The 9,955-nt window shown below is 65.1% G+C and carries 13 protein-coding genes; 11 read left to right on the top strand and 2 right to left on the bottom strand.

From position 1 onward, the window contains the following. From rfaE2 to FHW58_RS25845, 4 genes are read left to right on the top strand one after another with little or no spacing between them, the layout of a single operon-like run. Nucleotides 1–480 (top strand): D-glycero-beta-D-manno-heptose 1-phosphate adenylyltransferase, encoded by a 480-nt coding sequence (rfaE2, locus tag FHW58_RS25830; RefSeq protein WP_179676052.1) that lies wholly within the window; start codon nt 1–3, stop codon nt 478–480. After that, nucleotides 477–764: a hypothetical protein gene (locus FHW58_RS25835; protein ID WP_179676053.1), complete on the top strand. Its 288-nt coding sequence runs from the start codon at nt 477–479 to the stop codon at nt 762–764. Before rfaE2 ends, FHW58_RS25835 begins: the two co-directional genes overlap by 4 nt. 4 nt (nt 765–768) lie before the next feature. Further along, nucleotides 769–1,506 (top strand): AraC family transcriptional regulator, encoded by a 738-nt coding sequence (locus FHW58_RS25840; protein ID WP_179676054.1) that lies wholly within the window; start codon nt 769–771, stop codon nt 1,504–1,506. 58 nt (nt 1,507–1,564) lie between these two features. Beyond that, nucleotides 1,565–2,527 (top strand): DMT family transporter, encoded by a 963-nt coding sequence (locus FHW58_RS25845; protein WP_179676055.1) that lies wholly within the window; start codon nt 1,565–1,567, stop codon nt 2,525–2,527. A 50-nt stretch (nt 2,528–2,577) separates the two neighbouring features. Here the strand turns inward: FHW58_RS25845 and trmL are convergent, their stop codons facing one another. Both trmL and FHW58_RS25855 read right to left on the bottom strand, forming a co-directional pair. Further along, nucleotides 2,578–3,048 (bottom strand): tRNA (uridine(34)/cytosine(34)/5-carboxymethylaminomethyluridine(34)-2'-O)-methyltransferase TrmL, encoded by a 471-nt coding sequence (trmL, locus tag FHW58_RS25850; protein WP_179676056.1) that lies wholly within the window; start codon nt 3,046–3,048, stop codon nt 2,578–2,580. Nucleotides 3,049–3,068: 20 nt separating this feature from the next. Further along, nucleotides 3,069–3,911: a ComF family protein gene (locus FHW58_RS25855; RefSeq protein WP_179676057.1), complete on the bottom strand. Its 843-nt coding sequence runs from the start codon at nt 3,909–3,911 to the stop codon at nt 3,069–3,071. Between the two features lie 95 nt (nt 3,912–4,006). Between FHW58_RS25855 and FHW58_RS25860 the strand changes: the two genes are divergently transcribed. From FHW58_RS25860 to FHW58_RS25885, 7 genes are all read left to right on the top strand, one after another. Next, on the top strand, nt 4,007–4,930 hold the full coding sequence (locus FHW58_RS25860) for a methyltransferase domain-containing protein (protein ID WP_179676058.1): 924 nt from the start codon (nt 4,007–4,009) through the stop codon (nt 4,928–4,930). A gap of 311 nt (nt 4,931–5,241) precedes the next feature. Next, complete coding sequence (gene coxB / locus FHW58_RS25865; RefSeq protein WP_373996733.1) at nt 5,242–6,429, top strand: cytochrome c oxidase subunit II; 1,188 nt, start codon at nt 5,242–5,244, stop codon at nt 6,427–6,429. 15 nt (nt 6,430–6,444) lie between these two features. Beyond that, nucleotides 6,445–8,034: a cytochrome c oxidase subunit I gene (ctaD, locus tag FHW58_RS25870; RefSeq protein WP_179676060.1), complete on the top strand. Its 1,590-nt coding sequence runs from the start codon at nt 6,445–6,447 to the stop codon at nt 8,032–8,034. 2 nt (nt 8,035–8,036) lie between these two features. Beyond that, nucleotides 8,037–8,144: a cytochrome oxidase small assembly protein gene (locus FHW58_RS27345; protein WP_218892884.1), complete on the top strand. Its 108-nt coding sequence runs from the start codon at nt 8,037–8,039 to the stop codon at nt 8,142–8,144. A 1-nt stretch (nt 8,145) separates the two neighbouring features. After that, nucleotides 8,146–8,685 carry a cytochrome c oxidase assembly protein gene (locus FHW58_RS25875; protein ID WP_179676061.1) on the top strand — a complete coding sequence of 180 codons (540 nt, stop codon included), beginning with the start codon at nt 8,146–8,148 and terminating at the stop codon, nt 8,683–8,685. A gap of 1 nt (nt 8,686) precedes the next feature. Then, nucleotides 8,687–8,881: a DUF2970 domain-containing protein gene (locus FHW58_RS25880; RefSeq protein WP_179676062.1), complete on the top strand. Its 195-nt coding sequence runs from the start codon at nt 8,687–8,689 to the stop codon at nt 8,879–8,881. A gap of 19 nt (nt 8,882–8,900) precedes the next feature. Beyond that, nucleotides 8,901–9,761: a cytochrome c oxidase subunit 3 gene (locus FHW58_RS25885; protein ID WP_179676063.1), complete on the top strand. Its 861-nt coding sequence runs from the start codon at nt 8,901–8,903 to the stop codon at nt 9,759–9,761. Nucleotides 9,762–9,955 lie beyond the last annotated feature (194 nt).

Raw genomic sequence — 9,955 nt, forward strand, 5'->3', positions numbered from 1 at the left:
ATGCCTCAATTTGAAGACAAGATCTGCACCCGAGCACAACTGGCCGCGCGCGTGGCGGCGCTGCCCAAGCCGGTGGTGCTGACCAACGGCGTATTCGACATCCTGCACCGCGGCCACGTCACCTATCTGGCGCAGGCGCGCGCGCTGGGCGCCTCGCTGGTGGTGGCCGCCAATACCGACGCCTCGGTCAAGCGCCTGGGCAAGGGCGACGACCGCCCGCTCAACACCTGCGCCGACCGCATGGCGGTGCTGGCCGCGCTGGAGTCGGTCAGCCTGGTGGTGGACTTTGACGAGGACACCGCGCTGCAAGTCGTACAGCAGGCGCGTCCGGAAATCTACGCCAAGGGCGGCGATTACCAGATGGACGCCATCCCCGAGGGCCAGGCGGTGCTGGCCTACGGCGGCCAGGCGGTCGCCATCGACTTCGAGCACGACCGCTCGACCACCAAGCTGCTGACCAGGGTGCGCGCGTTCAAATGAGGCTGATCCTGATCCTGGTGGCGGTGCTGGCCTTCCTGCTGGCGCTGTGGGGGCCGCCGCTGATGGTGGCGCGCCGCTACTGGCTGCGCAGCAATCCGTGGGCCTTCCGCAGCCTGCGCTTCGTGCTGCCGGGGCAACTGATCACGGCGGTGACGCTGGCTTTCGCCGCCGAGTTCTCCGGCCTGCGCAATCCGGCCGCCATCATGGCCGGCACCACGCTGCTGGTGGGCCTGCTGGGCGCCGGCCTGCTGGCGCTGCTGGCCTTGTGGGGCGCGCGCCGCTGATGCCATGACGCCGACCGGCATCGACCTGCGCAGCTATGACATGCCGTTTTCGGATGCGCACGATTTCGCCCAACTGGTGCTGCCGCTCAAGGGCAGGCTGACGCTGGACATCAACGGCGCCGGCGCCGTGCTGCACCCGCTGCGCGCCGCCTTCATCGCGCCGGGGCTGGTGCACAGCCAGTTCTCCAGCGAGCCCAACCAGTCGCTGATAATCGACTTCGACCTGGCCGCCGTGCCGTCGGACACTGCCGCGCGGCTGGCCGAGCGGCCCTTCGCGGCGGTCGGCGCCGCCGCCGCCAAGCTGATCGATTTCATCGGCATGATGCGGGCGCAAGGCGGCGCCAGCGCCGGCGTGCTGGCGCACTGGACGCCGCTGCTGCTGGAATCGCTGACCCATCAGCCCTTGCGGCCGGCCTCGCGCCTGCAGGCGGCGCTGACGCGCTTCGAAGCGGCGCCCGGCCAGCCGTGGAATACCGAGAGCATGGCCAAGGTGGCCTGCATCAGCGTCAGCAGCCTGCACCGCGTGTTCCGCGAGGAGCTGGACACCACGCCGCAAGCCTGGCTGAACGCGATGCGGCTGCGCTTCGTTTGCCGCCAGCTGGTGGAATCCTCGCTGCCGATCGCGCAGTTGGCCACGCTGGCCGGTTACGCCGACCAGAGCGCGCTGACACACGCCATGCGCCGCGCGCTGGACATCACGCCGCTGGCCTACCGCAAGCAGAACCAGACAAAAATCCGCTAGTCCCGCACAATCCTTGCATGCCGCGTAGCGCCACAATGGCTCCCGAAAGGAGAACTCTATGTGGTATGGCGTGTTATGCGGCCTGACGGCCGGGGCCTTCTGGGGCATGATTTTCGTGATGCCGCGCTGGCTGGCAGAATTTTCGCCGCTGGAGCTGGCGCTGGGACGCTACCTGGCCTACGGCCTGATCACCTTGCTGCTGCTGGCGCCGCGCCTGGCCGGCCTGCTGCGCCGGCTGACGCGCGCCGAGGGCGTGGTGCTGCTGCGCCACGCGCTGGCCGGCAACATCGTCTACTACCTGTTGCTGTCGACCGGCGTGCAGCTGGCGGGTGTGGCAGCGGCGTCGCTGATCATCGGCCTGCTGCCGCTGAGCGTGACCTTGCTGGGGCGGCGCGACCAGGGCGCCTTGCCGCTGCGTCAGCTGGCGTGGCCGCTGGCGCTGGTGGTGGCTGGCATCGTCTGCATCAATGTGGACGTGTTCACGCATGCGGGCGGCATGGCGCAGCCGTGGACGCTGGTGGCGCTGGGCATGCTATGCGCGATGGGCGCGCTGCTGTGCTGGACGTGGTACGCGGTCGACAACGCCCGCTTCCTCAAGCGCCATCCGCAGTTCAGCGGCGCCGACTGGGCCGGCCTGTACGGCATTAGCACCGGCTTGGTGGCATTGCTGATCGCCGTGGTGGCCTACCTGGGCGGCTGGGCCGGTGGACCGGGCGCGGGGGGCGCGGTGCGCGACTGGCTGCGTTTCTGGAGCGTGGTCAGCATCGTGGCGCTGGGCGCCTCGGTGATCGGCAACCAGCTCTGGAACATTGCCAGCCGGCGCGTGCCGGTCACGCTGTCCGGCCAGCTGCTGCTGTTCGAAACCCTGTTCGGCCTGTTGTACGGCTTCCTGTACCAGCACCAGATGCCGCGCGCGCTGGAACTGACGGCGATCGTGCTGCTGATCGCCGGCGTGGCCGGCTCAGTCTGGAAACACAAACCCGGGGTCAGGTCCTCCATTTCTACACGAGCACAACCGTAGACGGGGCTACGGTTGTGCTCGTGTAGAAATGGAGGACCTGACCCCGGAGTTTAGGCGCCGCCGGCGTAGCCGTTCTGGCGCCAGGCTTCGAATACGACCACGGCGACGGTGTTGGACAGGTTCATGCTGCGGTTGTCGGGGCGCATCGGCAGGCGGATGCGCTGCGCCGGCGGGAAGCTTTCGCGCAGCGCTACCGGCAGGCCAGCGGTTTCGGAGCCGAACACGAATACGTCGCCCGGCTGGAAGCTGGCCTGGGCGAACGGCGCGCTGCCGTGCGTGGTCAGCGCGTACATGCGCGCCGGGTCGGGCTGGATCTCGGCCAGGAAGGCGTCCCAGTCCTTGTGGACTTTCATGCGGGCGTATTCGTGGTAGTCGAGGCCGGCGCGCTTGAGCTTGGCGTCTTCCAGCGGGAAGCCGAGCGGCTCGATCAGGTGCAGCTGGGCGCCGGTGTTGGCGCACAGGCGAATGACGTTGCCGGTGTTCGGCGGGATTTCTGGGTGGACCAGGACGACGTGGAACATTTCTTCTTCCTTTATTCAATTCAATGCGGCGGCGTGCGCGCAAACACCAGGTTGGTGATGCGCGCGGCGCCGTGGCGCTTCAGCGTGGCCGCCAGTTCGTTCAGGGTGCGGCCGCTGGTCATGACGTCGTCGACGACGCCGATGTGGCGGCCTGCCACCAGCGCGGCGTCCGGCACGGCGAAGGCGCCGGCAATGTTGTGCTGGCGCCGGTCGGGCGCGACGCTGCTCTGGGCGGCGGTGTCGTGCACGCGCAGCACCAGTTGCGCGTGCAGGGCCAGGCCGAGGCTGCGCGCCAGCGGCCGGGCGATTTCCAGTGCCTGGTTGTAGCCCCGTTCGGCCAGCCGGCGCGGCCCCAGTGGGACCGGGCAGAGCAGGGCGGGCAGCGTGACGTCCGGGGCTTGCTGCACGGCGTCGCGCAGCAGCCGCGCGCACAACGGGGCCAGCGCCAGGCGGTGGCCGAATTTTAGCTGCAATACCAGCTGGTCGAGCGGCAGCGCGTAGTCGGCCGCCACCACCGTGCGGTCGAAGGCCGGCGCGTCGGCCAGGCAGACCCCGCACAGTTGCATCGCGGACGGCGGCAGCAGCAGCGACGGCGGTCCGGCTGGACCGGCGCCGCTGGCTTGGCTGGGCGAGGCGACGGGCAGCGGATTGGCGCAGCGCATGCAGCGCGGCACGGCGGCGTCCGGGCCGAAGAACTGCGCTTCGCAGCCGGGGCACAGCGCGTCGTCGCTGTCGCCGCCGCACAGCGCGCAGGCGTTGGGCAGCAGGTGACGCAGCAGGCCGGCCGCGCTTCGCCGCAGCAACGCGCGCAGCGGCGCGTGATAGCGCCCGCGTCGTCCGACCGGTGCATTGTTGTTATTCATGCCATGTTTTCACCCGAAAAGCGGGGCAACGGCCGTCGCGATGGCGTTCAACCATGTACACTGCCGACATTATCGCATTACAACGACCTATCCTCATGCAAGTCCCCGCGAATCCCCCGAAATTGAGCGCGCCCATCGACCTGGAGCGCGTCCGCCAGCTGTTTTCCCGTCCGCAACGCATCGCCGCCGCAGATTTTCTGCGCCGGGAAGTATCTTCGCGCATGTTCGATCGGCTGGAATTGATTAAAATAGCGCCTTCGCGCGTTTTGGACGCCGGTTGCGGCACCGGCGCCGATCTGCCCCTGCTGCAAAAGGCGTATCCCGCCGCCCAGATCCTGGGCCTGGACGCCGCCGAGGCCATGCTGCGCGCGGTGCCGGGCCCGGAAGCCAAACCGTCGTCGCTGAACCAGCTGTTGAGCAAGCTGTTGCCGTCGAAAAGCGGCGTCGACCTGGTGTGCGGCGATTTTGCCGAATTGCCGCTGGGACCGAACGCTCTGGACCTGGTCTGGTCCAACCTGGCGCTGCACTGGCATCCGCAGCCGGACCGCGTGTTCGCCGAATGGCGCCGCGTGTTGCGCGTGAACAGCCTGCTGATGTTCTCCTGCTTCGGCCCGGACACGCTGCGCGAGCTGCGCGCCGCCTTTGCCGAGGCCGACCTGGCGCCGCACGTGCTGCCCTTCGTCGACATGCACGACTTCGGCGACCAGCTGGTCGAAGCCGGCTTCTCGACCCCGGTGCTGGACATGGAAACCATCACGGTGACCTACGACACGCCGCAAGCGTTGTTGTCCGACGTGCGTGCGCTGGGCGGCAATCCGCTCACCACGCTGCGTCGCAGCATGATGGGCAAGGCGGCCTGGCAGCGCATGCTGGATGCGCTGGAACGCGGCCGCCGCGGCGACGGCAAACTGGGCCTGACCTTTGAAGTTATCTACGGTCATGCGTTCCGCCCGGCGCCCAAGGTCACTTCCAAAGGCGAAGCGATCATTCGTTTCGACCCGCCGCGCAAGCCGCGCTGAATGCGGGTTTCATGTTGCCATGCGGCGTAACGGCGTGTGGCAACAACAATAGTTTATTGCTTGATGTGCTACGTTTTTGTTCTATATAATCAATCACTAACTTTGCCGACTAGGCAAACCCAGGTTACATCGAGCACGAACGAGCAGTTGAATTAAGCAGAATCATGCGTCGGCCATCCCGATGCGATGTTGTTGTTTAAGGAGCGTCGCCGGTTCAGTTCACCGATAGCCGGTAAGACGTTAAAAAAATATTTTTAATTTCTTGGGCAGTTGGGGAAAACATGACATATGCGAAGCGACTTCAAGCGTTGATGCTCGGGCTGGCCCTGCTGGCCGCCGGGGCTCCGGCGTGGGCAGCTGACACCGCAACCGGCACCTACGGCAGCGCCACCGGCGGCACTGGCGGCCCCGTCGCCGGCGAACTGACGCTGCAACCTCCCGCCACCCAGATCGCCACCGAAGTCTACAGCCTGCACAACTGGATGATGGGCGTCTGCCTGGTCATCTTCATCGGCGTGTTCGGCGTGATGTTCTATTCCATCTTCAAGCACCGCAAGTCGCTGGGCCACAAGCCGGCCACGTTCCACGAATCCACCGCCGTCGAGGTGGCCTGGACCATCGTGCCGTTCCTGATCGTCATCGGCATGGCGCTGCCCGCCACCCGCACCGTGGTCGGCATGAAGGACACCTCCAATGCCGACATCACCATCAAGGTCACCGGCATGCAATGGAAGTGGGGCTACGATTACCTGAAGGGCGAGGGCGAGGGCATCTCCTTCCTGTCCAACCTGTCCACGCCGCGCGCGCAAGTGGGCGCGCCGGGCTTTGAGCCGACCGAGAAGCGCGGCGACAACTACCTGATGGAAGTCGATAATGAAGTGGTGGTGCCGGTACACCGCAAGATTCGTTTGATCACCACCGCCAACGACGTCATCCACTCGTGGTCGATTCCGGCCTTCGCGGTCAAGCAGGACGCGATCCCCGGCTTCGTGCGCGACACCTGGTTCAAGGCCGAGCACACCGGCACCTTCCGCGGCTACTGCTCTGAACTGTGCGGCAAGGAGCACGCCTTCATGCCGATCGTGGTGCGCGTGGTGACCGACGCCGAGTACAAGACCTGGGTCGATGGCAAGAAAAAAGAAATGGCCGCGCTGGCCGATGATCCGAACAAGACCTGGACCATCGACGAGCTCAAGACCAAGGGCGAAAAAGTCTACGCCACCAACTGTGTGGTGTGCCACCAGGCCAACGGCAAGGGCGTGCCCAACGCCTTCGCGCCGCTGGATGGCTCGCCGGTGGTCAACGGCCCGAAAGCGGAACAAATCAACGTGCTGCTGCACGGTAAGAAGAGCGGGAAGTACCCGTCCGAAATGCCCGCATGGAAACAACTGTCGGATACGGATATCGCGGCTGTGATCACCTACACCCGCAATAGCTGGACGAACAAGGCAGAGGAAAACATCGTTCAACCAGCCGAAGTTGTGGCTGCACGTAAGTAATCAGGAGCGTTACAGATGAGCACTACTACTTTGGATCACGGCCACGATCACGATCATGCGCATGATCACCCGCATGGCGCGGCGCGCTGGCTGTTTGCCACCAACCACAAGGACATCGGCACGCTGTACCTGTGGTTCTCGTTCATCATGCTGCTGTCCGGCGGCGTGCTGGCGCTGATGATACGCACCGAGCTGTTCAAGCCCGGCCTGCAATTCTTCCAGCCCGAGTTCTTCAACCAGCTGACCACCATGCACGGCCTGGTGATGGTGTTCGGCGCCATCATGCCGGCCTTCGTCGGCTTCGCCAACTGGATGATCCCGCTGCAGATCGGCGCCTCCGACATGGCCTTCGCGCGCATGAACAACTTCTCGTTCTGGCTGCTGCCGCCGGCGGCCATCCTGCTGGCCACCTCGTTCCTGGCGCCGGGCGGCGCCACCGCCGCCGGCTGGACGCTGTACGCGCCGCTGTCCACGCAAATGGGACCGGGCATGGACATGGCCATCTTCGCCATGCACCTGATGGGCGCGTCGTCGATCATGGGCTCGATCAACATCATCGTCACCATCCTCAACATGCGCGCCCCCGGCATGACCTTGATGAAGATGCCGATGTTCTGCTGGACCTGGCTGATCACCGCCTACCTGCTGATCGCCGTGATGCCGGTGCTGGCCGGCGCCATCACCATGACGCTGACCGACCGCCACTTCGGCACCACCTTCTTTAACGCGGCCGCCGGCGGCGACCCGGTCATGTACCAGCACATCTTCTGGTTCTTCGGCCACCCCGAGGTGTACATCATGATTCTGCCGGCGTTCGGCATCGTCTCGCAGATCCTGCCGGCATTCGCCCGCAAGCAGCTGTTCGGCTACGCGTCGATGGTGTACGCCACCGCGTCGATCGCCATCCTGTCGTTCATCGTCTGGGCGCACCACATGTTCACCACCGGCATGCCGGTGACTTCGCAGCTGTTCTTCATGTACGCGACCATGCTGATCGCCGTGCCGACCGGCGTGAAGGTGTTCAACTGGATCGCCACCATGTGGCGCGGCTCGATGACGTTCGAGACGCCGATGCTGTTCGCGGTCGGCTTCATCTTCGTGTTCACCATCGGCGGCTTCACCGGCCTGATCCTGGCGGTGACGCCGATCGACATCCAGCTGCAGGACACCTATTACGTGGTGGCGCACTTCCACTACGTGCTGGTGGCTGGCTCGCTGTTCGCGCTGTTCGCCGGCTTCTACTACTGGTCGCCGAAATGGACCGGCCACATGTACAACGAGACGATGGGCAAGATCCACTTCTGGGCCTCGCTGATCACCTTCAACATCACCTTCTTCCCGATGCACTTCCTGGGCCTGGCCGGCATGCCGCGCCGCTACGCCGACTACTCGGCGCAGTTCACCGACTTCAACATGATCGCCACCATCGGCGCCTTCGGTTTCGGCCTGTCGCAGGTGTTCTTCCTGTTCTTCGTGATCCTGCCGACCATCCGCGGCGGCAAGCAGGCGGAAGCCAAGCCATGGGAAGGCGCCGAGGGCCTGGAGTGGACCGTGCCGTCGCCGGCGCCGTTCCACACGTTTGAAACCCCGCCGCAGTTCAAATAAGCATGAACGGGCACAAGAAACCGAACAACACCCGCACCGCGCTGTGGCTGTGCGCGCTGGTGGCGTTCTTCTTCGCATCGGTATTCGTCAAGCGCATCTGGCTGAGCTGACATGACTGAGAACCGCAAGCTGCTGGGCAAGCTGATCGTCATCGCCGTGGTGATGTTCGGCTTTGCCTACGCGCTCAATCCGTTCTACCGCCAGATCTGCGAAGCGCTGGGCCTGAACGTGCTGACGCAGAAGGACGGCACGGTCGAGCGTCCGGTCAACACGCAGGTGGACGCCAGCCGCAGCGTGACCATCGAGTTCGACGGCAACGCCCAGGGACCATGGCGCTTCCGGCCGACGCAGGCCAGCATGACCGTGCATCCCGGCGAGCTGAACACCGTGACCTACGAGGTGGTCAACACGCAGCAACGCGAAATGAACGCGCAGGCGATACCGAGTTACGCGCCGCAGAACGCGACGCCGTATTTCATGAAAGTGGAGTGCTTCTGCTTCCGGCAGCAAACGCTGAAGCCGAACGAGGCGCGGCAGATGCCGGTGGTGTTCTACATCGATCCGAAGCTGCCCAGGGATGTGAAAACCATCACGCTGTCGTACACCTTCTTCGAGGTCGGCGGCGGGCTGGTGAAGACGGCGGCCAACTGAGATGGCGGACAAGCCCGGCTTTTTCTACACGCTGAAGGCCGTGCTGTGGTCGTTTGCGGGACTGCGCCGCAAGCGCGATTTCGATGTGGACCAGCGCGGGCTGAACCCGGTCCACATCCTCATCGCGGCCTTGCTGGCGGTGGCTGTGTTCATAGGATTGCTGATATCAATCGTCAAATTCGTAGTAGCTCAATAAAGTGAATGGGGAGATGAAGATGAGTTCACATAATGCCGCGGCGCCGTATTACTTCGTGCCTGGTCCGTCGCGCTGGCCGCTGCTGGCGGGCATCTCGCTGCTGGTGACGATGGCCGGCGCCGCCGCCTGGGTCAACGACGCGTCGTGGGGGCCGGTGGCCAACGGCCTCGGCATCCTGGCCACGCTGGTGGTGCTGTACTTCTGGTTTGGCGACGCCATCAAGGAGTCCGAGGGCGGACTGTACAGCCAGCGCATCGACCATTCGTACCGCTGGTCGATGAGCTGGTTCATCTTCTCCGAGGTGATGTTCTTCGGCGCCTTCTTCGGCGCGCTGTTCTATGCGCGCACCATCACCATGCCGTGGCTGGGCGACCTCGACCACAAGTTCATCTGGCCGGACTTTGCGCCGCACTGGGGCGGCACCGGTCCCGCCGGCACGGTCGAGGAGTTCCAGGTCATGGGCCCGTTCCCGATTCCGACCATCAACACCGCCTTGCTGCTGACCTCGGGCGTGACGCTGACCATCGCCCACCACGCGCTGCGCGCCGGCCATCGCGCGCAGACGGCGATCTGGCTGTTCGCCACCATTTTGCTGGGCGCCGTGTTCATGGGCTTCCAGGCGTACGAGTACCACCACGCCTACACCGAGCTGAACCTGAAGCTGACGTCGGGCATCTACGGCTCGACCTTCTTCATGCTGACCGGCTTCCACGGCTTCCACGTGACGATGGGCGCGATCATGCTGTCGGTGGTGCTGTACCGCGTGCTGAAGGGGCATTTCACGCCGGACAACCACTTCGCGTTCGAGGGCGCGGCCTGGTACTGGCACTTTGTGGACGTGGTGTGGCTGGGACTGTACGTGGTGGTGTATTGGCTATAATGACAGTAGCCGACAAGCCGCACACGGTGCGGCTTTTTTTACGCCAGATGGAGCCCCAAAGCGTAGCGCCAGCCGCGGGGTGGGGGCCCCCGCCGGGGGGCCCCCCCCGGGGGCCCCCGGGGGGGGTTTGGGGGCGGGTTAACCCCAGGGGGGTGGGTAGCCCCGGGTTTAACACCAAGGTATAACAAAAAAAA

Source organism: Duganella sp. 1224, from assembly GCF_013408245.1.
Lineage (GTDB): Bacteria > Pseudomonadota > Gammaproteobacteria > Burkholderiales > Burkholderiaceae_D > Rugamonas.